General features: G+C 67.8%; 9 protein-coding genes and 1 pseudogene. All 10 read left to right on the top strand.

Annotation, left to right across the window (positions count from 1 at the left end; translation table 11 throughout):
* Window positions 1-183 precede the first annotated feature (183 nt).
* The 10 genes and pseudogenes from ACFC0O_RS01440 (at window position 184) to ACFC0O_RS01485 (ending at window position 21,730) form a co-directional block, all read left to right on the top strand.
* Window positions 184-10,509 carry an HAD-IIIC family phosphatase gene (locus tag ACFC0O_RS01440; protein ID WP_375952749.1) on the top strand — a complete coding sequence of 3,442 codons (10,326 nt, stop codon included), beginning with the start codon at window positions 184-186 and terminating at the stop codon, window positions 10,507-10,509.
* Window positions 10,496-13,126 (top strand): thioester reductase domain-containing protein, encoded by a 2,631-nt coding sequence (locus ACFC0O_RS01445; protein WP_375952752.1) that lies wholly within the window; start codon window positions 10,496-10,498, stop codon window positions 13,124-13,126. Before ACFC0O_RS01440 ends, ACFC0O_RS01445 begins: the two co-directional genes overlap by 14 nt.
* Window positions 13,123-14,271 carry an alpha/beta hydrolase gene (locus ACFC0O_RS01450; RefSeq protein ID WP_375952755.1) on the top strand — a complete coding sequence of 383 codons (1,149 nt, stop codon included), beginning with the start codon at window positions 13,123-13,125 and terminating at the stop codon, window positions 14,269-14,271. The genes ACFC0O_RS01445 and ACFC0O_RS01450 overlap by 4 nt, the downstream gene beginning before the upstream one ends.
* Window positions 14,204-15,493, top strand: a complete 1,290-nt coding sequence (locus tag ACFC0O_RS01455) for a glycosyltransferase (protein WP_375952758.1) — start codon at window positions 14,204-14,206, stop codon at window positions 15,491-15,493. Before ACFC0O_RS01450 ends, ACFC0O_RS01455 begins: the two co-directional genes overlap by 68 nt.
* Window positions 15,494-15,496: 3 nt before the next feature.
* Window positions 15,497-16,750, top strand: a complete 1,254-nt coding sequence (locus tag ACFC0O_RS01460) for a glycosyltransferase (protein ID WP_375952761.1) — start codon at window positions 15,497-15,499, stop codon at window positions 16,748-16,750.
* A 111-nt stretch (window positions 16,751-16,861) separates the two neighbouring features.
* Window positions 16,862-18,133, top strand: coding sequence for a hypothetical protein (locus tag ACFC0O_RS01465; protein ID WP_375952763.1), 1,272 nt, complete (start codon window positions 16,862-16,864; stop codon window positions 18,131-18,133).
* 125 nt (window positions 18,134-18,258) lie between these two features.
* Window positions 18,259-18,918: a hypothetical protein gene (locus ACFC0O_RS01470; protein ID WP_375952766.1), complete on the top strand. Its 660-nt coding sequence runs from the start codon at window positions 18,259-18,261 to the stop codon at window positions 18,916-18,918.
* 59 nt (window positions 18,919-18,977) lie between these two features.
* Window positions 18,978-19,685: pseudogene (locus ACFC0O_RS01475) on the top strand (haloacid dehalogenase type II); the annotation flags it as partial.
* On the top strand, window positions 19,680-20,111 hold the full coding sequence (locus ACFC0O_RS01480) for a VOC family protein (RefSeq protein WP_375955880.1): 432 nt from the start codon (window positions 19,680-19,682) through the stop codon (window positions 20,109-20,111). The pseudogene ACFC0O_RS01475 and the gene ACFC0O_RS01480, both read left to right, overlap by 6 nt.
* Window positions 20,112-20,326: 215 nt before the next feature.
* Window positions 20,327-21,730 (top strand): DUF222 domain-containing protein, encoded by a 1,404-nt coding sequence (locus tag ACFC0O_RS01485; RefSeq protein ID WP_375952769.1) that lies wholly within the window; start codon window positions 20,327-20,329, stop codon window positions 21,728-21,730.
* The last annotated feature ends 86 nt before the right edge of the window (window positions 21,731-21,816 follow it).

Here is a 21,816-nt window from a genome sequence, read left to right on the forward strand (position 1 = left end):
TGTCGCGCCTGCCCTGCCCCTACTTTTCGGGGCGCGGATTGATCTCGCCGAGGTCCGGTGCGGACGTGTAAAGATGGCTAGGGTTGGCGCACACGGGTCGCAACGCGCCGCCGCGCCCTCTTCGCGCGCATCAGTACACAGCACGACCGAATAATGAGATTTACCAGGTAGAGAAGGTATTTCGTGCTCAACACTTTTACTGAAACACTGTTCGCTCAGATTGCGAGCCGACCGGACGAACTGGTCTACCGGTTCCTGGACAGTGCTGAGGTCGAAGGTGTCGTCCGCGAAATGACCTACGCGGAGCTGGGCATACGCGCCAGAGCGATAGGCGCGGCCCTACAGGATTCGAGACCGCGGCGCGCACTGCTGCTCTACCCCGCCGGACAGGAATTCGCCGAGGCGTTCTTCGGCTGCCTCGCCGCCGGCGTCGCGGCCGTCCCCGCACCGCTGCCCGAATGGGATAACCGCTCCCTGCGCCGGCTGCGGCGCATGGTCACGCACGCCGAAGTCGAGGTGGTGCTGGCCCCGGCACGGGTGGCCGCGGATTCGGCCGCGCTGTGCGCGGAGATTCCCGAACTCGCGGGCCTGCGCTGGCTGGCCACCGATGAGATCCCCGGTGAGCACGCGAATGATTGGCGCGAGCCCGAACTCGGCCCCGATTCGATCGCGTTCATCCAGTACACCTCCGGTTCGACCAGCGCCCCGCGCGGTGTGCTGATCACCCATGAGAACCTGCTGCACAATCAGGGCGCGATCGCCGACGGCCTCGGCCACCCCCGCGATTTCGCGCAATCCTGGGACGGCGCGCTGTTCGCGAGCTGGCTGCCCATGTACCACGACATGGGCCTGATCGCACCGCTGCTGCATACGGTCTACCTGGGCGCGAACTCGGTGCTCATGTCCCCCATGCACTTCCTGCAGCGCCCCGAGCGCTGGCTGCGCGCCATCTCCGACTACCGCGCCCACACCAGCGGCGGCCCGAACTTCGCCTACGAGCTGTGCGTGCGCCGCATCGCCGCCGACCAGATCGATGACCTGGATCTGAGCACTTGGCGGGTGGCGTTCAATGGTTCGGAACCGGTGCGCGCGGCCACCATTCGCCGCTTCGCCGACACCTTCGCGCGCGCCGGATTCCGCGCCGGAACCCAGCATCCGGTCTACGGCCTGGCCGAGGCCACGCTGATCGTGACCGGTCCGTCCATCGGCGTGCCGCCGACCTTCCACGAGGTGAAGGACGCACTGGGCGATCGCGCCCGCGGTGCGGAACTTGTCGGGGTCGGCCGAGCGGTCGGCGGTATGTCGCTCGCGATCGTCGATCCGGAGACCGGCACCGAGCGTTCCGACGGGACCGAGGGCGAGATCTGGGTCGCCGGAAAGAGCGTCGCCGCGGGCTATTTCCGCGATGACCAGGCCACCGCCGACGTCTTCGGCGCGCGCCTGCCCGGCGATGAACGCCGCTATCTGCGCACCGGCGACCTGGGATTCGTTTCCGGCGGCGAGCTTTTCGTGACCGGCCGCAGTAAAGACCTCTTGATCATCGACGGCCGCAATCACTATCCGCAGGACATCGAATCGACGGTGGAGGCCGCGCACAGCGGTGTTCGCGCGGGCTGTGTCGCCGCGTTCTCGGTGGAACTCGGTTCCGGCGGTGAACAACCCGTCGTGGTGGCCGAGGTGCGCACCGAGGAACCCGATGAGCTGGCCTCCATCGAGGCCGCCGTGCGCGGTGCGGTCTCGACCGAACACGGCCTCACCCTGGCCACCCTCATGCTGATTCGGCCGGGCACCATCTTCAAGACCAGTAGCGGCAAGATCCAGCGGCAGGCGTGCCGGGCGGCGTACGGCTCCGGTGAACTGCTCGAATTGACCGCCGGGCCACTGCGTTCCCCCGAGGACGAGCTCTTCGATTTCGAGGAATCGGAGGTCGCGGCTATCGCCGAGGCCACCACCGGACCGTCCACCGAGGCCGTGCGCGCATGGCTGGTGAAGACCATCGCGCAGCAGGCCGCACTCGATCCCGAGCGCATCGACATCCATCAGCCGATCGTCGAATTCGGTTTGGGCTCAGCGGATCTGGTCGAGCTGGTGATCGATCTCTCGGATTTCTACGGCGAATTCCTCGATACCAATCTGTTCTTCGACAATCCCACCATCGACGGCGTGGCCCGCGCGCTCTCCCCTGTCGCCGAGACGGTTCCGGAGACGGTCGCGCCCGAGGTCACGGCCACCGCGGAAACCACCGACGCGGACGGCGAGGGCATCGACGAGGACGCCATCGCCATCATCTCCATGTCCTGCCGGTTCCCCGGTGCCGCCGATTCACCCGAGGCGCTGTGGCGCTTGCTGGACGGTAACGGCGACGCCCTCGGTGAAGTCCCCGAGGGCCGCTGGGATATCGAGGATCTCTACGATCCGGACACCACCGCGAGCGGTAAGGCGTACACCTTCCGCGGCGGCTACGTGGAGGGGCTGGATCGATTCGACGCCGCCTTCTTCGGCATCGGCCCGCGTGAGGCCGCGGTCATGGACCCGCAGCAGCGCATGATGCTGCAACTGGCCTGGGAGGCGATCGAGCGGTCCGGACGCGATCCGCGCACCCTGCACGGCAGCGCAACCGGCGTCTACCTCGGTGTGTACGCGACCGGATACCTCGCCGATCCCGCGCCCGAACAGCTCAATGGTCAAGTCGGAACCGGACTTTCGCCGAGTGTCGCCTCCGGGCGTATCTCCTACACGCTCGGGTTGCACGGTCCGGCGGTCACCCTCGATACCGCCTGCTCATCCTCGATCGTGGCTATGCATTCGGCCATGGCGGCCTTGCGTGCGGGCGAATGCGATCTCGCGCTGGCGGGCGGCACCACACTGCTGATGTCGCCGATCGCGCATATCGAGCTGTGCAAGCTCGGAGTGCTGTCCCCCACCGGTAAATGCGCCCCGTTCTCCGCCGAAGCCGACGGCACGGTGTGGGCCGAGGGTGCGGGCTTGGTGCTGTTGAAACGACTCGACGATGCCCGTCGCGACGGTGATCGGGTACTGGCCGTCATCCGAGGTTCGGCGGTGAATCAGGACGGGCGCAGTCAGGGCTTGAGCGCCCCGAATGGCGCGGCACAGGAACAGGTCCTGCGTTCGGCGCTGCGAGTTTCGGGGTTGAGCCCGCACGATATCGACTATGTCGAGGCGCACGGCACCGGCACCGCGCTGGGCGATCCCATCGAGGCGCGCGCCCTGGCCCGGGTATTCGGACCGGGCCGCGATCCGGAACGCCCGCTGGGTATCGGTTCACTCAAATCCAATGTGGGACACACCCAGGCCGCCGCGGGCGTCGCGAGCGTCATCAAACTCGTTCTCGCCCTGCAACATGAGCGTATTCCCGCCACCCTGAACGCGAAAACGTCATCACCGCATGTGGATTGGGAACGCAGCGGCGTCGCGGTGGCGGGCGAGGAGCTGCCGTGGCGGCGCGGCGAGCGCGTCCGACGCGCGGGGGTCAGCGCCTTCGGGCTCAGCGGCACCAATGCGCATCTCATTCTCGAAGAGGCTCCCGCAGTACCGGTCCCGGCTGCCGAGGCCGCGACCGCCGATCAGCGAGTCGCACTGCTGCCGATCTCGGCGCGCAGCGAGGCATCCCTGCACGGTCAGGCACAGCGCCTGCTGGATCTGGTGAGCGCCGATCCGACCCTGGAACCGGCACCGGTCGCCCGCTCACTCGCATTGCGCCGCACCAGGTTCGAGCGCCGCTCCGTGGTGGTGGCCGCCGATCGCGAGCAGATGATCGACGCACTGCGCGCCCTGGTCGACGGTAGCGAATCGCCCGATGCCGTGACCGGCAACGGCGCGGTGCTCACCAATGCCAAGACCGCGTTCATCTTCCCCGGTCAAGGCACCCAGTGGGTCGGTATGGCGCGCGATATGCTGCTCGCCTCCGAGGAGTTCCGCACCGAATTCGAGCGCTGTGACAAGGCTTTCAGCGCGCTGCTCGGCTGGTCGCCACAGGAGCGGCTGGCCACCATGACGGTCGAGGATCTCTGGGACCATCCACTCATCCAGCCGCTGCTGTTCATGATCATGGCCGGACTCGCCGCCACCTGGCGCGCGGCGGGCGTGACGCCGGACGCGGTGATCGGTCACAGCCAGGGCGAGGTCGCGGCGGCCTACTGCGCCGGTGTCCTCGAATTGGGCGATGCCGCAAGGATTGTCGTCACCCGCAGCCGCCTGATCCAGGATATCGAGGAGCCGGGCGCGATGGCCGTGGTCGGCCTGCCCGAGGCCGAGGTCATTCCGCGACTCGCGAAATTCAGCGACCGGGTGTCGATCGCGGCGGTCAATGTCCGGCGCTCGACCTTCGTCACCGGACAGCAGGCCGCGGTCGAGGAATTCCTGGCCGAACTGACCGAGGCCGGGATCTACAACAAACTGCGCGCCGCCGGGCCGAGCCTGGGCGGGCACAGTCCCATGTACGAGCCACTGCGCGAACCGCTGGCCGCCGCACTCGCCGGTATGACGGCGGAAGCCCCTGTCACACAGTGGTATTCGACTGTCACGGGCGAGCCGATCACCGAATCGGTCGAGCCCGGCTATTGGTTCCGCAATGCCCGCCAGACGGTGCGATTCGCCGACACCGTGGAGCGCATGATCGGCGACGGCTTCCGCTATTTCGTCGAACTCGGCGCGCACCCGATGCTCACCGCCGCCGTGAAATCCCTCTCCGATGAGCTCTCCCGCGAGGTCATCGCCGTGGGCTCGCTGCTGCGCGATCAGGACGGGCCGACCGCGCTGGCCCGGGCCCAGGCCGAATTGCACGTCGCCGGACACGAACTCGACTGGACCAGCCTGCTGCCCGATGCCGCGCGGGTGGATCTGCCCACCTACGCCTTCGACGAACGCAGCTTCTGGACCGAACGGCTCAACCGCGATTCCACCGCCCTGGGCCTCGGCGATATCGAGCACCCCATTCTGGGTGCGGTTGTGCCGCAACCGGATTCCGGCGGCATCATCCTCACCGGCCGGGTATCGCGGCGTCTGCAACCCTGGGTGACCGACCACGCGGGCCCGAACGCGGTGCTCATGCCCGGCGCGGCGCTGATCGAACTGGCCATCCGGGCCGGTGATGAGGTGGACAGCCCGGTGGTGCGCGAATTGCTGCTGCGCGCACCGCTGCTCGTCCCCGAACGCGGCGCGCTGCGCGTCCAGGCGGTGGTCGGCGGACTCGACGCGCAGGACTGCCGCACCGTTCGCATCTACGCCCGCGACGAACAAGACCCCGACGCGCAGTGGACGCTGCACGCCGACGGTCTGCTGGCGAAGGAATCGGCTCTCGCGCCTGCGCACTCCGATTCACCGCTGCGGACATCGGGTTACGCCGACGCATGGGTGGCACCGGATCCCGCGACGCCGGGACAGGCGCACTCCGATACCGCGACCTGGCCACCGCAGGGCGCGGAACGCATCGATGTGGCGGAGTTGTACACCGCACTGCACGCTCGCGGTCACCAGTACGGCCCTTATTTCCAGGGCATGCGCGCCGCCTGGCGACGCGCCGATGAGATCTTCGCTGAGATCGAACTCCCGGAATCCGCTCACGGTGATGCCACGCGATTCGGCATCCACCCGGCCCTGCTCGACGCCGCCCTGCACGCCACCGCGCTCTACGCCGACGACGGCACGCACGCCCTGCTGCCCTTCGCCTGGACCGATGTCACGCTCTGGGCCTCCGGCGCGACCGCATTGCGCGTGCGCCTCACCCGCTCGGGCGCGGAGACCGTCTCGATGTCGGCGACCGACCGCACCGGCAACCCGGTCGTCTCGGTGGGTTCACTGCTGCTGCGCCCGGTCGCGGCGACCCAGTGGGATGCCGCCTCCCTGGCTCCCGCCTACCGCCGCCTATTCCGGTTGAACTGGACCGAGCGCACGCTCGGCACCGGGAACCGCGCACTAACGGTCGCCGAATGGCATTCCCCCGACCTCACCACGGCCGGATCGGAATCCACCTCGGCGGCGAGCGGAAGTGGAACGGTGGCGACTTCGACGGCCACCAACGGTGTCCACGCGCCCGCGCAGGACACGGCTCGGCCCACGTGGCGCTCAGCCTCCGCCGAGAACGCGGATGCGGTCATTCTTCTTGTGCCCAAGGGCAATTCGCCCGAGCAGGTGCATACCGTCACCCAGGATCTGCTGGCGACGCTGCAAACCATTATCGGCGACCCCCGATTCGAGCGGGCGACGCTGGTCGTCCGCACGCGCGGCGCGGTTGCCCCGATCACGCGGGGCGATAACGCGAGTCCGGATCCGGCGGGCGCTGTTGCGTGGGGTCTGGTGCGATCGGCACAGTCCGAGAATCCGGGACGGATCGTGCTGATCGATTCCGAGGATTCGGAACTCGATATCGCCGCGCTGCTCGCGACCGAGGAGCCGCAGCTGGCCGTGCGGGGCGGCGTGGCCTTCGTGCCGCGACTGGCTCGTCTGCCGGAGAACGCGACTCGAATGCTGGAGGGCCGGGTCGGTCTCGGAGAGGGCGCGGTGCTGGTCACCGGCGCGCCGGGTGGGCTCGGCTCGGCACTGGCCCGGCATTTGGCCGAGGCATACGGGGTGCGGGATCTGGTGCTGGTCAGCCGACGGGGCATCGATGGCCCCGGCGGACACCAATTGCGGGCGGATCTCGAAAACCGCGGTGTGCGAGTGCGATTCGCACAGTGCGATATCACCGACCGCAATGCGCTGGCGGTCCTGCTCGACGGGTTGCCGTTGGCCGGTGTCGTGCACGCGGCGACCGTGCTCGATGACAGCACGCTGGGTTCGCTCACCCCGGCACAGCTCGATACCGTGCTGCGCCCGAAAGTCGATGCGGCACATCATCTGCACGAATTGACCGCCGACCGCGACCTGTCGATCTTCGTGCTGTTCTCCGCCGCGGGCGGCCTGTTCGGCACACCCGGACAGGCCAATTACGCCGCCGCGAACGCCTATCTCGACGCGCTGGCGCTGTACCGCCGGTCCATCGGACTGCCCGCGCAATCGCTGGCCTGGGGCGCCTGGGAGGTCAACCAGACCGAGTACATGGCGCGCGCCGATCTGCAACGCTTCGAACGAGCAGGGGTTCGCGCGTTCTCGACCGCCGACGGTATGGCGTGCTTCGACGCCGCACTCCGGTCCGGTGATCCGATGCTGGTCCCGCTGCTGCTCGATACCGAGGTGCTGCGCCGCGAACCGGGCGTCCCGCGCCTGCTGCACGGACTGGTGCGCCGCACCGTGCGCCGGGCCGTCGCCGATCGATCCGCCGAGGACGTGGTGGCGGAATCCCTTTTCGCCGAACGACTTCGGACCGTTCCACGCGCCGAGGCCGTGACCCTGGCCATCGCCGCCATCTCCGAATGGACCGGGCAGGTGCTCGGCCACGCGGGAACCGCACAGGTATCGGCGGAGGCGAATTTCCAGAGCCTGGGCCTGGATTCGCTGATGGCGATCGAATTGCGCAACAAGGTGCGCGAGCACACCGGCGTCTCAGTGCCTCTCGGCACCATTCTGGCCGAACAGAACCTCACCGATCTCGCCGGATTCCTGGTGGATGAACTACTGCGGCAATCGGATTCGACCGCCGACGCCGTCGCCGCCGATGTCCCCGATATCGAGGTCCTGCCGGTGAGCCGCGATATGATGCGGCTGCTGCGCACCGAACAGCTCGGCATTCCCAGCGCCGCGCAGACCGGCGGCGTCGCCGTACGCATCCCCATTCCGATCACGCGCGCACAGCTGGAGCAGGCGATCACGCGGCTGGCGCATCGACACGCCGCGCTGCGCACGACCATTCGGCGCAGTGAGGAGCACGGCCGTCAGCTCGAGATCCATCGCGAGCCCGGTGCGCTCACCAGCTGGCTCGATCTCGACCACCTGGACGATGCCGTGGTGCGGGAGCGCTTCCGGGAACTCATGGCGCGACCGTTCGATCTGGAGACCGGGCCGCTCTGGCGATTCGAGCTCCTGAACAGCGAATCCGATTCACCCGTACTGCTTTTCGGCGCGCATCACAGCATGAGCGATGTGCAGTCGATGCTGCTGGTCGCGGGTGAGATCGCCGCCGAATTGTCCGGTGAACCGCTCATCGACACCGTCACCAATCGCGATATGCATCAGCTGCTCACCGCGCAGCCGGGCAAACGCGAGGGCGACGAGATCGCCGCGGCCCGCTGGCGTGAACTCTTCGCCGGTGCCCGCCGCCTGGAATTGACTCTGGCACAACCGCGTCCGGCGCAGCGCAGCTATGGCGCGGGATCACTCGCCCTCGATATGCCCGCCGGACTGCACGATCGGGTCGCGGATCGCGCCCGCGATCTGGGCGTCACCCCGGCCGCGATCTTCCTGGGTTCGCTCAGTGTGCTGCTGGCGCGACGCCAGGGCGCGGACCGCTTCGCGCTCGCGGTGCCGGTGGACACCCGCATGCACGCCGACGCGACCGATGCCGTCGGGTATTTCGGTCTGCCGGTGCCGTTCCCGGCCGCCGTCGACGCCGGGGACTCCGTCAGCGATGTGCTCGAACGCACCGGTGAACGCCTGCGCAGTCTGCTCGCCCCCGGTGCGGGTTTCGCCGATGTGCTGGCCGCGCTCGCGGCCGAGGGACTGCATCGCGATAACGCGCCGATGATCGAGGTGTACTTCAACTATCTGCGCGCCAACTCCGCCGTGGCGGCGGCCGAGGTGGTGCCGGTGAGCACCGGATATTCCGACCTGGATCTGATGGTGGCGGTGCTGCCCGATACCGGGCAGGTGTGGTTCACCTACAACAGCGACATCATCGACGCTGACAGCTGCACCGACTTCGGCACGGAGTATCTGGCGACCGTGGCGGCGGCCATCGCCGATCCGGGTGCACCCGCCCGGCCCGAACTCGCTGACGCCCAAGGGGTTTCCGGAGTTCGCGCGGCGGTCGGAGCGACCTTCGCGCTCGGCAGGCTGCCCGAACTGCTGACCGCGGCCTCGGCCGACAGCTCCGCGATCACGGTCGCCGAAGCCCCGTACCACCATGTGCTGTCGAGCCTGCGCGATCCGTCGGGCGTATTCGCGCAGACGTCCATGGCATTGAGCATCGTGCTGTTGCGGGCGGCGGATCTGGAACGGTTCGGCGGACTGTCCGATGAGCTGCTGACCGAACTCGCCACCGAATATCCGGCGGCCATCAAGGAATTGGCCGAGCGGAACCGCAAGCCGGTGATCGTGGGCATGCTGCCGTCGGCGGTAGCGGAGGAACGGCTGCTGACCTGGGAGCGACTCGTCACCGAAAACCTGCGGGAGGTGCCGGGTGTCGCGGCGCTCGAACCGGGTGACTGGACTCGAAACCATCAGGTGGACAACCCCTTCGACGATCGCACCGAGATCCTGGCGCATCTGCCCTTCACCCCGGAGTTCCAGGCCGCGGTCGCGCTCACCCTGGTGGCGACCGTGGGAGCGGTCATCGAACCAGCACCGAAGGTGATCGCCGTCGACGGTGATGACACCCTGTGGAGTGGAACAGCGGGCGAAATCGGCTCCGCCGCCGTCGGTTTCGACGTGCCGCGACTGGCGTTGGCGCGCAGGCTGGCCCAGTGGCGTGCGGCGGGAACGCTGCTGGTGCTGGTCACCAACAATGACGCCGATATCGTCGACGCCATTCTCGATCGGCCCGAAAGTCCCTTGCGACGTGAGGATTTCGCGGACATCTCCACCGGCTGGGAAGCGAAGCCGGAACGGCTGGAACAGGTCGCGCATACGCTCGGGCTGAGCCTGGACACCTTCTGCTACCTCGACGACAATCCGGTCGAAGTGGCGCGCATGCGCACCGAACTCCCCGAGGTGCTGTCGGTGACCTGCCCGCCCGCCGCCGAGCTGGAATCCTTCCTCACCCGGCTGTGGCCCATGACCCCGATCGCCGCGACGGCGGAAGACCGGATGCGAGCCGACTTCTACCGCCAGGACGGTGAACGCGACCGTGCCCGCGCCACAGCCGAATTCGCGGACTTCCTGGAGCAGCTCGAACTCGAGGTCGACATCGAACCGTTGACCGACGCCACCCTCGAACGCGCACAGCAGCTGGTTCGCCGCACCACCCAGTTCACCCTCGCCACCGTCACCCCGGCCGATCTCGACCGCTGGCGCGCCGAAGGCGAAGTCTGGACCGCCACCGCCCGGGACCGCTTCGGCGACTACGGCCTCATCTCCCTGCTGGCCGTGCGCACCGACGGCGACGCCCTGGTCATCACCGGCTGGCAACTCAGCTGCCGCGCCCTAGGCCGCGGCGTCGAGGAACGCCTGCTCACCTGGGCCGCCGACCGAGCCGAGGCCCTGGGCCACAACACCATCCGGATATCGTTCGAGCGCACCGCCCGCAATGAACCCGCCCGCCGCCTCGCCGCCCGCCTGCTGGGCGTCCCCGACGACGGTCAGGGCTACGACGTCTCGGTGACCCCGGATCGCCTGCGCCACTTCCGATCCTGGGACGCACACCCGAACACCGAGGAGCTGACCAGTGACCGCACCTGACGAACGCCCCCCGGTCCGCAACGAATCCGTCGACCGCCGCACCCGCGCCGAAACCCTCGAACGCGGCACGGGCGCACTGGACATCGCCGCCCTCCTGGCCCGCACCGGAGGCAACGGGCGAGCGAGCGAGCCCGGTGGCACCGTAGACGCGCCACGCGAGCCTCCCGCACCACACAGCGGAACGGGTGTCCTGTCGTCCACCGACCACACAAAGCGGTTCGATGTGCGGAAGGCCCCGGGAGACGTCAACCGGTCATCACCACTCGGGATCGCTGCGGACGGCCCTGGCCCGCGGGCGTGGAACGCCGACGCCCTGGCCGAGGCGATCACCGCGTTGGCGAATCGGTTCACCGCCGACCCCATCGACGCGGACACCGATTTCTTCGACGCGGGCGGCACCTCCCTCGCTGCGGTCGAACTGCTCGCGGCGCTCGCGCGTGAACTCGATATCCACCCGGACCTGGACACGGTCTTCTTCGACGCTCGCCCGCGCAGGCTCGCACTCCGCTGGCTCGCCGACCACCCCGAGGCCGTCCAGCGGCCGCCGGACAACCTGAGCCCGGAGCACTCCTCGCCCAAGGGCGGTGGCCCTGTCGAGGACCTCGATCGGAGTTCGGGCGGTCCAACCGGCGGCCTCCCGCAGAGTTCGGCTACGGCCGACCAGCCGGGACGGATCTCCGCGCGTCCCAACGGCGATGATCCGGGCGCGACCGCTACCGAGCCGGGCCTCGGCGGCGTGGGCCTCGGTGAAACGAGCGCGCTGGATTCGACCACATCTGTGGCACGTGATCCCGTTGAAGGCTTCATCGACACGGATGATTTGGCGCTGTTGTTCGCGGATCTCGCGGGGGCGGATCGGCTGCCGATCGTGGCGGAGGTGGAGCGGGTCGCGCCGCGGCGGGTTCTGTTGACCGGGGCTACCGGGTTTCTCGGGAGTCATGTGCTGCTGGATTTGTTGCGGCACAGTCAGGCGCACGTGGTGTGTGTGGTGCGGGCCGATGATGATCAGGCGGCTGCGCGGCGGCTCGAGGATGCGGTGCGGCGGTATGCGTTGCCGTGGTCGCGGGAGGTGTTGCGGAGGGTGATACCGCTGGCGGCGGATCTGCGGCTGCCTCGGCTCGGGTTGACCGATGAGCGGTGGGAAGCACTTGCGGCCGAGGTTGATTCGGTCGTCAATGTGGGTGCGGCGGTGGACTTCCTGCGCGGGTATCCGTCGCTGCGGCGGAGCAATGTGCTCGGGCCGCTGACATTGGCGGAGTTGGCCTGTACGGGACGACCTAAGCCACTGCATCACATCTCGTCGATGGCGGTGTTCAACGGGTCCGAGGCGGAGACGCTCAGCGAGGACGCGGCGACCGCCAATGTCGCGAAGCTGCCGATCGGCTATGACCGGTCCAAGTGGGCCGCCGAAGCGCTGCTGCGACGCGCGAGTGAGCACGGGCTCGTCGTGACGATCATGCGGCCGGGTGGGATCGGGAGCCATCCCGAGACCGGTGCGCACAATCCGCGCGATCTGAACGCGGGAATCACCGCCGCACTCATGCGGTTTCGCACCGTGCCGGGTTTCCGGTACCTCAACTCCGCCCCGGTGGATTGGGTCAGCCGGGTGACCGCGGAGATCGTAGGCACCCCGAGCGCGTGGGGGCACACCTATCACCTGACCGGCGCACCCACCTCGCTGGAAAAGATCGTCGCCGAAACCACACTGGGCGGCTTGGGGATTCGCGTTCAGCACTGGGAACAGTGGTGCGAGGACGTAGTCCGCGAGATCCGGGACGGGCCGGTACCCGAACTGGAATCGCTCGCACAGGTCCTGCAAAGCCCCGCCGCCAGAAGGCAATTGGCCTCCATGGTGACCGCACCACCCGCCACGGCCGCGCGCACCGACGCCTTCGTCGCGGCACACGGCCTACCCGCGCCGGTCGTCTCCGGCCCGGCGCAGCGCGGCAAGATGCTCGCCACCATGGCGGGAATAGGGCCGCGCCCGGGCGATGCACCCTACTTGCGCTTCCACGAGACACTCACCGGCACAATCGGACTCACCGGCTCTACTGCGGACATCCCGTGCGATCTGCGGTTGGCTCTGTCCGTCGCGAGCAGTGCACAGGTGTTCTCCGCCCGCACGCTCGATGTCAGCGGCGAATTGATGTGCGCCGCACTGCATGACGAGCCGCTCACGGTCGAGGGCACGGCCATCGTCCGCCCGCACGACGGCACCCCGCTGCCCGGTGAGACCCGGCATCCGATCATGCATTACCAACTCACCCTGCGGGATTCGTCCGGCGGCACATGGTGGCTGGAGGGGTACAAGTTCGCCGCCGCCCGGCGCAGACTGGTGCGCCAGCTCGGCACCCAGCTGATCGAGATCGGCCGCACCGGCGAACCGGCGTCGTTCACCGGCGAGGTGGCCGTCCCCATGCACACCTACCTGCCCGATCAGATCGACGGCATCCAGATTGATCCACGCCTGCCCGAACGCCAGCAGCGGCTGGCGAAGATGTTGTGGCTCAGCTGGTTCGGCGGTCAACTCGGCAAGAGTCTGCTCGAACCGGTCCTGCGCGTGGGTACCGATCTGCTGGATCTGCGCCGCGCCATGCGTAAGGAGCACCGCCGGTGACAGATTCACGAGCCGAACTCACTGCCGCCGAGGTGATCTCATTCCGCACCGACGATGGCATCGACCTGCGCCTGCGCCGCGTCGGCCCGTCCGACGGTCCGGCGGTGCTGCTGGTGCACGGGCACGGCGTCTCCTCGGAGATGTTCGCGCTGCCCGAGATCCGCAATATCACCGATGTGCTCGCCGACGCGGGTTATCAATCCTGGCTGTTGGATTGGCGCGGCAGCTGCCGCCTGCCCTATAACGAATCCGGCCGTCCGTACACCTTCGATGACGTCGCGCTCTACGACCTGCCCGCGGCGGTAGCGGAGGTCCGCGCACATATCGGCGACCGTCCGCTGTTCGTGGTCGCGCACTGCATCGGCGCGTTGGCGCTATCGCTCAGCCTCACCGGCGGCCTGCTGCCCGGTCTGGCGGGCGTGGTCGCGCAGGGCGTCTTCCTGACCCCGAAGGTCAGCACCGCCGCCCGCATGCGCGTCCTGCTGGGCAGCGAACTGCTGGGTTCGCGTGTCACCCACCTGGACTCGGACTTCCGCAAGGTCGGGCTGTGGTCCAAGCGCACCCTGCTCTACGCCGCCCTGTCCCGCAAGGGCGACTGCCCGGACCCCACCTGCCGTATGGTGCAGCACGGCTGGGGTATGGGCGCGAAACTCTTCGAACACGATCACCTGCACGCCCGCACCCACGATCGCCTGGCCGAATTGTTCGGCGCGGTACCGCTTTCGGTGCTGCCGCATCTGCGGCAGATGGAATTGGCGCACGCCGTGGTCCGCTGGAATGTCGACGATGAGCGCTATCACGCGCTCCCGGAGAACGCCCTGGACCAGGCCGGTCGCATCGACTGCCCAGTGCTGCTGCTGTCGGGCAGCCGCAATGAAGCCTGGCTGGACTCCAACCGGCTGTGCCACGAGGTGCTCTCGGCCCGCAATCCGGGGGTCGACGTGCGCTACACCGAGATTCCGTCCTACGGACACCTGGACACCTTCATCGGCCGCGGCGCGGCCCTGGACGTGTTCGGGCATATCGTCGATTTCCTCGATGAGACCTCCGCCCAGATCACGAACGAAAGTCGAGAGTATGCGAATCGCATTGTTGACGGCGGGAACCCGGGGCGACCATCAGCCGTATCTGGCCCTGGCCGATGAATTGCGTTCGCGCGGCCACCATGTCGAGATAACCGCGACCGAGAACTACGCGGATGTGGTGCGGCGCTCGGGTTTCGAACCGCATGTCATCCCGTTCAACTCGGCGGAGCTGCTGGAATCGCCCGCCGCCAAACGCGGGCTGTCCTCGGGCAATCCGCTGCCGTTCCTGCAGATCATGCTCGACACCGTCAAGATCATGGCGGGCGAGCGCGGCGCGCAGATGCACGAAGTGCTCAGCGGCGCTGTCGAATCCGCCGATGTGATCGTCTCCTGCGCCTCGACGCTGCCGTGGGCGATGGAACGGCGGGAGAAGACCGGCCAGACCGTGGTCGGCGGCCTGCCGTATCCGCTGGAGCGCACCGCGGAGTTCCCGTCCTCGTTCACGGTCAAGAAGATGATCTCGTCACGGCGGCTGCGGCTGGCCAGCTACTCCGCCTTCGAACTCGCCTACGGCGTGGCCTACCGCAAGATGGACCGGCGCGTGCGGCAGTTGATGGGGTTGCAGGGCAAACCGCAGAATCCGTTCCGCCGCATGCGGGCCGAGGGAATTCCGCTGGTGCACATGGTGAGTCCGGTGCTGCTCCCGAAACCCGCCGACTGGCCGGATCGTTCGATCGTCGTGGGCGCGCCCACCCTGCCCGCGCATATGCGCGACGCCTGGGGTGAAGCGGTGGTGTCCCCCGAACTCGACGAGTGGCTCGGCGAGGGTGAGCCGCCGATCTACTTCTGCCTCACCGGAATGCCGATCCTGGACCCGGCGGGCTCCTGCGATCTCATCGCCGATGTCTGCCGCAGGCTGGGTGCTCGCGCGCTCATCACCGTCAAGGGCGAGGGCTACCCGCGAGGTATCGGCTACGACCGGAATCTGTTCGTACTGGACTCCTTCGACTACGACCGGGTGCTGCCGCGCTGCCGCGCCGTCGTGCATCACGGCGGCAGCGGCAATACCCACGATGTACTGCGCGCCGGACTGCCCGCGGTGGTGATCGGCGTGCACAGCGACCAATTCTTCTACGGCTGGCGGATTTCCGCGCTCGGCATCGGGGCGGACTTCCCGTACCCGTCGCTCACCGCGGATCGCCTGTACGACGCCCTGGTCCGCACGCTCACACCCGAGGCGCGCGACCGCGCCGCCGAACTCGGGAAGCGGGTGTCCGCCGAGAACGGCATCGCCGCGACCGCCGACGCGGTGGAGAAGCTCGCCGCCAACGCCCCGGCCTGAATCATGGCCGACACCATGCATATCGCGCTCTTCACCGATTTCCACCCCGCCACCCTGGGCGGGGTGCAGACGGCGATGCGGTCGCTGTGCGACGGATTGCGGGAGCGGGGCCACCGGGTGACCGTATTCTGCGCTCCCGCACCGGAATCCGCGCCGGTCGACACCGATACCGTGGTGCTGTCGGCGATTCCGGCGAAGATGGCCACCGGTCTGCCCGTGGTGCTGCCCACCCGCGCCAACCGGCGGCTGATCGACGCCGAGTTCGCCGCGCGCGGCCCGGTCGATGTCGTGCACACCCTCACCGCGTACGGCTGCGCCATCGCGGGCATCCGCGCCGCGCGCAGGCATGGCGTGCCCGTGGTGCAGACCATGCAGAGCCGCGATGACACGATGATCGAAAAGTATTCGCCGTCACCGTATTTCGCCGCCCTGACGATGCGGCTGCTGCACGGCTGGTTCGTACCGCTTCGCCACCAGCCCGCGCATCCGGGCGATACCCGCACCACCCGGCTGGCCTGGCGGCCCATGATCGCCCAGGCACAGGCCGCCGATCGGGTGACCGTGCCGACCGAACATTTCGCCCGGCGACTGGCCGCGCGCGGCGTCGATCGGCCGATTCACGTGGTGTCCAATGGAATCGATGACGCACTGCTGGATCGAGTCCGTGCGGAACCCGTCGAGGCCGCTGTCGCCGGAGCGCCTTTGCGCGTCCTGTGGTGCGGCCGATTCTCGCCGGAGAAGCGTCCCTTGGAAGCCATCGAGGTGATCCGCGCGGTCCCCGGCTGCACCCTGGACGTCTACGGCGGCGGGCCACTCGCCGAGCGGGTACGGCTCGCAGTGGATGCCTCGAACCTGGGTGATCGCGTCCACCTGCACGGCGAAGTCGATCAGGCCACCTGTCTCGCGGCCATGCGCACCCACGATCTGCTGCTGCTGACCTCGGACTGCGACACCCAGGGCATGGTGCTGCTCGAGGCGGTCGCCACCGGCCTGCCGATCGTCTACTGCGATCCCGAGCTTTCCGAGACGATTCCGGCCGGCGGCGGCATCCGCACGACCGACGGCACCGTCGATTCCTTCGCACACGCCGTGCGGGCCGTCGCCGATGACCGCGCCCAGCTCACGCGGCTGCGCACCGCGCTCGCACCCCATGCCGATGAGCCCCGCCAGTCCCGGCACATCGCCGGCATCCTGTCGGTCTATCGCGCCACGCGAGCGGAATCCACCGAGGCGGAAACCTCGGGAAAGCCGTCGTGACCGCCAATCTCACTGGCCTACTGCGCCTTCCGGCAACGCTGACCGTATGCTGCGTCTCGGAGCGGTCGAGAGCACCGATGCGCTCGCGGATTTTGTGATAGGGGAACGTCGATGCCACCGGATTACCATCGGCCGGATGACCTGTGGAATCAGGCCACCGAGGTACTGCCGATCGTAGACGGCTACGAGCCGCCCGAGGCCGCGCCGGCGGCGAGCTCGGGCAAGCGATCACCGGCGAGCCGATACACCATCATCGGACTCTCCGCGGTGCTGGCCGCACTGCTGCTCATCACGGCGGGACTGTTCGCCGCCAAGCATTTCCGGCCGAATACCGAGACCGCGACCGCGGCGACGACCCAGCGCACCACGCCCGCGCCGACCACTTCGGCGGCGGGCCCGGCGACACCGCCCGCGGCGGGTGCTCCGCTGGCGTCGGTGGTCGCCTGGGTGCAGGCGGGTAAGACGGTCGACGTCACCAACTATCACACCGCGACCACCAGCGACGGGACCATCAACAATCTGGGCTCGGCCGTGGCGTTCGTGAGCCCGACCAAGAAGATTCAGTGCATGACCCAGAAACAGGCCACCACGGTCGATCAGGGCGGGCTGTCCTGCATGGTGGCGCTGGACAATCCGCCTTCGCGGCCGACGTCACGCAATTTCGGCAACTGGGTCGGCGGCTGGGTCGACTATCCGGGCGAGCGCGTGGGCGTCGGCGCGGTCAAGGGTGATCCGGGACAGTTCCTGCTCGGCGATGGTCCGGCCCTGGCGTACGGCAGCCGAATCACCTTCGACGACTTCGACTGCCGCATGGATCAGACCGGACTGTTCTGCGTGAACAAATCCGCCGAATCCGCACTCCAGCTCAGCTCCTCAGGTGCGGTGCCGTTCGGCTGCCTCGGCGCGGCCACCGCGCAGAACTACGGCATCGAATACTCCTGCGGCGGTGCGGCTCCAACCACGACAACTACCACGACCACCAAGAGCAATGGTCCGGTCGCGCTCGGCGAGAGCTGCGATACGGCCGGGCAACAGGCCAAGGCCGCCAGCGGCGCGATGCTGACCTGCGACGCCGCCGGTGACAGCGGTTTGCGCTGGCTCAACGAGAACAAGCCGGTCTCCGGATCCTCGTGCTCCGCGGGCGAAGCCGGAACATTCGGCTACACCGCCAACGGCAAGCTGCTGATGTGCTCCAGCGTCACCTCGGGGCGGGTCTACGCCTGGGGCGACCCCGGAACCCTGGTGGACGGACAGCATCAGTCCGGGGAGAGCTGCGCCGGTTCGCAGGAGGGGAAGGTCGCCAAATCGGCCACCGGGACCGGGTTGTTCTGTATGCCGGTCAATGGTTCGCCGGGTAAGTGGGCTTGGCGCGCACCGTCATAGCGATGTGACGGCGCACGGACGGTGCGGCGCGCCACCGCGGGTGCGGCGTCACGGTCCTGTGTCGCGGGGCGCGGCACGATCTCCGGTTCCACCGATCTGTCAGCGCCCACCGCTAATCTGCGGACATGGTCAAACCCGAATCGGCTCTGCGCCGCCTGATGCGTGATACCGGAAAGCTGCTGCAGCCGTATGGATTCGACGGTGCGGAGCCCACGTGGACACGGGTCGTGGATGCGGGCGTGGCGACGGTCGGGCGCACCCGAACCTTCCGGACCTTCACCGGCGGCGAGCAAATCCTGCGATTCGGGCTGACCATGAGCGCCACCCCCGCGCCCTGGTGGGAGTTCTGCAACTGGCGCAATACCCGACTAAGCCGCCCACCCATACCCTTCGAAGCGGCCACCGGGCCCGGCCTGATCCCCGACGGCCTGCCCGCCCATCTCACCGAGATGTGGTCCATGAACCTGCCCGCCGAGGCACAGGGGCACATCGACCCGGCCGATATCGACACCATTCGCGCCGAACTCCCCCGCCGCGTGCACGCCTACGCCCGCCGCGCACTGCGCCTGCTCGAACCCGACGCGTACCTCGACGAACTACTGGCCCAACCGGATCCGCAACTCGGCACCTGGGAAGCCATCGCGGTTCTGCTCGCCGACAACGGCTCCGGCCCGGAGCTCGACAACGCGCTCGAGCGCCTGCGGCTGTGCTGCCACGATCAGGAGGCGTCGGACTACGCGGCCGACGTCATCGCCTACGTCCAATCCCGGGCGGCGCTGGTGTGAGAAGTCCCTCCGATCCGCGATCCGATCGGCGGGGCTGAATACGCTTGTCCCGGAAGGGGATGCATATGAGCGAGGCGACACCGAAAGCGCTGCTGTTCGACGTTCAGGGGACGGTGACGGACTTCTTCACCACGATCCTGACCGAGGTCCGGCAGCTCTGCGCGGCGCGTGGGGTGGATATCGATGGTCCGCGATTCGTAAACGATTGGCGCAAAGCCTATTCCGATCGAATCGCGCGATCCGATCCGGCGAGCGACTGGCAGCCGGTGCACGAGGTCTACCGCACTGCTCTGGACGAGCTGCTCATCACCTATGACGCGACGGTGTTCGACGACGCCGAACGCGAACAACTCACCTCGGCCTGGCAGCGCCTCATCCCCTGGCCGGACACGGTTCCGGGACTGGCGGCCCTGCGCGAGCGCTACACCATCGCCGCGCTGTCCAACGCCGATGTCGCCGCGGTCGTGCGAATCTCCAAGCGCGCCAACCTCCCCTGGGACGCCATCTTCACCGCCGAAATGTCGGGCGCGTTCAAACCCGCGCCCGGCACATACCTGATGGCAGCACGCTACCTCGGCCTCGACCCGGCCGACATCATGATGGTGGCCAGCCACAAGTACGACATTCGAGCCGCCGCCGAGCTGGGATTCCGCACCGCGTTCATCGCCCGGCCGCTCGAATTCGGACCCGGCGAACGCCCGGACGTCACCTACGAGGACACCTTCGATATCAACGCCGCCAGCCTCCTGGAACTGGCAGCCATCCTCGACCCTCGGCCACCGCAACCGGCGAATTCCTTCGCGGTCAACCGCTTCGACCACATCGTCATCAACTGCCGCGATGTCGAAGCCACCGCCGCCTGGTACGCGGCGGTCCTCGGTATGACCATCACCAAATTCGGCCCCAGCGGCCGCACCGCCCTCAGCTTCGGCAATCAGAAGATCAACCTGCGCCCCATCGGGGCACTCGAGATCGACCCGGCCTGGACGACAGCCACGACCGAAGCCGCTGGGTCCGAAGATCTTTGCTTCATTACCGGCGGTTCCCCGCAGGCTGTGGCCGCGCACCTCACCGCCTCGGGGGTCGAAATCATCAACGGGCCGGTGACCAAGGAAGGTGCTCTCGGCAAAATGACATCGCACTACTGCTACGACCCCGACGGGAATCTCGTAGAGATCGCCGTATACGAGTAGGGCAGGAATTGAATTTGAAGATCTCGATATTCTGAATAGCTTTGTATCACAATAGAATTAAGCTTTCGGAAGGCTTCTTGCGGGAGTAGAATAGGGGTATGAATTCAGGGGAGAACATCGCAATCACGGAGAGTGCAAGCGCACTGTCCGCTGCGATCGAGTCCCTTGTTTCTCAGCCGCTTATTCCCGTGTCGGACAACGACATTGTCGAATTGATGCAGCAGATCGAGGCCGCCACCCGCAAACTCGACGCGCTCAAGCTCGATTTGGTGGTGCAGACCTGCTCGCGGTCGCTGCCCAAGCGCGCAGGCGCGGGCAGCGTCGCACTGTTCCTGCAAGACACACTGCGGATTTCGCACGGGGACGCGCTGAACCGGTGGCACTGCGCCGAGCAGGCCGCGATCTGGCCGCGCGTGGGAGACAACAACGAAATCTCCGTACCTGCGCCGGTGCTGCCCAATACCGCGCTGGCGCAAGAGGAAGGCGCGATCGGTCTCGATCATGTGCGCGTGATCCGGCAGGTCATGGACCGGCTGCCGAGCAAGGTATCTGTCGAAGACCGCGCCCTCGCCGAGGAGCACCTCGCCCGGCACGCACGGGCGTTGAACCCGAACCAACTGCCCAAGATCGGTGACCGGATCCTGGGGCATCTCGACCCCGATGGCACCCTGACCGATGATGCAGACCGTGCACGTATGCGCAGCATGCGGTTGAGCCCGCAGGGTTTCGACCTGATGTCCACCATGACCGTGGTGTTGACCCCCGAAGCCCGCGCGGCGATGGACGCTGTGCTGGCCAAGCTCGCCCGGCCCGGCCTGTGCAACCCGGCCGATCCCGAAAGCCCGTTCGTGGTGGATGACAAGCTCGATCCGGAGGTCGTGAAGGCTGCGGCCGCACGCGATATGCGCACCACGGTGCAGCGTCAGCACGATGCGTTGTTCGCGCTCCTGCACCCCGACTTCAACCCCGCACACCTGGGCTCGCACCGGGGCCTGCCGGTGACCACGATCCTGACCATGTCCATCGCCGATGTGGAGCGCGCCGCCGGTGTGGCCACCACGGCTACCGGTGGGACGGTGCCGGTCGCGGTCGCGTTGGAAATGGCTGCGCGCAAGAGCAAGACGTTCTCCGTCGTCACCGACGCCAACGCGATGCCCTTGCACATCGGGGAAGCCCGCCTGGCGAACCCGGCACAGCGGATGGCGTTGATCGCTACCGAGCGTGGCTGTACTCGCCCGGGCTGCACCGCACCCGCTAGCATGGCCGCCGTGCACCACGTGACCGAGTACGTCAAAGGCGGCCCGACGGACATCGAGAACCTCACGCTGGCTTGCGATCACTGCCACGCCCTGGTGAACGACACCCCGACCGGGTGGACCACCATAAAGCTCGGCGCGGATTCGGCCTTTGCGGGCCGCACCGCCTGGATCGCACCAGCGCACATCGACCCGACCCGGACACCGAAGGTGAACCACCTTCACCACCCGGACGAGTTGATGGCCACCGCCCCGCCCGCGCCACCACTGCCTGCTCGCCCCTCTCGGGCGTGTGCGTCGAACCGGATGCGCCAAGCGCGACCGTGGGTATTGCCTCGCCCGGCTTGCCCAGCCCGGCAATAGGTTCCACCCCACCTGCATTCACCGTCAGGAACCCTCCTGCCGGTCCTACAGGCATGTCCGCATCGAACTTCGGGGTGCGGATGTCC

The organism is Nocardia sp. NPDC056100 (assembly GCF_042266325.1).
Classification (GTDB): Bacteria; Actinomycetota; Actinomycetes; order Mycobacteriales; family Mycobacteriaceae; genus Nocardia.